At 70.2% G+C, this 1,074-nt stretch carries 2 protein-coding genes; one reads left to right on the plus strand and one right to left on the minus strand.

Annotated features, from left to right (window positions below):
• The coding region (gene ltaE, locus AC097L_RS26040) for a low-specificity L-threonine aldolase (RefSeq protein WP_479589582.1) at positions 1 to 782 on the plus strand (782 nt) is incomplete at its 5' end.
• On the opposite strand, the gene AC097L_RS26045 is transcribed toward ltaE, so the two are convergent.
• Positions 779 to 1,074, minus strand: a 296-nt coding sequence (locus AC097L_RS26045) for a ComF family protein (RefSeq protein WP_479589583.1), incomplete at its 5' end; no start/stop codon positions are given. The genes ltaE and AC097L_RS26045 overlap by 4 nt on opposite strands.

Genomic DNA, 1,074 nt, shown 5'->3' on the forward strand with positions numbered 1-1,074 from the left:
GTCAGGAGGCGCATTGCTACAAATGGGAGGCGGGCGGCGCTGCCGTGCTGGGCAGTGTGCAGCCCCAGCCGCTGGACCACGCCAGCGACGGCAGCCTGCCGCTGGAGCGCATTGCCGGGGCCATCAAACCGGATGACTTTCACCACGCCCGCACGCGTTTGCTGGCGCTGGAAAACACCCTCGGTGGCAAGGTGCTGCCGCAGGATTACGTGGAGGAGGCAGTGGCCCTGGCCCATGGCCGGGGTTTGCAGTGCCACCTGGATGGCGCGCGGTTTTTCAACGCCGTGGTGGCCTCGCAGCACGCGGGCGAGGGCCTGGCGCAGGCGGAACACCGGCTGGTGGCGGGATTTGACTCGGTCAGCATCTGCCTGAGCAAGGGGTTGGGTGCGCCGGTGGGCTCGGTGCTGCTGGGCGGCAAGGACTTCATCGCCCAGGCCCGCCGCTGGCGCAAGATGCTGGGCGGCGGCATGCGCCAGGCCGGGGTGCTGGCCGCTGCCGGTTTGTACGCGCTGGAACACCACGTGGCCCGGCTGGCCGACGACCATGCCAACGCCCGGCTGCTGGCGGCCTTGCTGGCCGATGTGCCGGGCCTGCAGGTGGAGGCGGGCCCCACCAACATGGTGTTTTTGCAGACCACCCCGGAGCGGGCCGAGGCCTTGTTGGCCCATTTACGCGGCCACCAGGTGCTGGCCACTGGGCTGTACAAGCTGCGCCTGGTGACCCATCTGGACGTGAGCGAGGCCGACGTGCGGCGCGTGGCCGAGGTGATTCGCAGTTTTTAATCCACTGGCGTGCGCGCCACCACCAGCCCGGTGACATGCACCGCCCCGGCCTGTTTCAGCACCTCCGCGGCGGCAAACAGCGACGCGCCGCTGGTCATCACGTCGTCCACCAGCACCACGCGGTGGCCGCGCAGGGCATCGGCCTGCAGCGGCTCCAGCGCGAACGCGCCCTGCACATTGCGCAGGCGCTCGGCGCGTTTCAGGGTGGGCTGGGGCGCGGTGTGGCGGGTGCGCAGCAGCAATTGCGCGCGGGTTTTCTGCGGGGACAGGTGGCGGGCCAGCTCCAGCGCCT

The organism is Rhodoferax sp. RT5P35 (assembly GCF_056521385.1).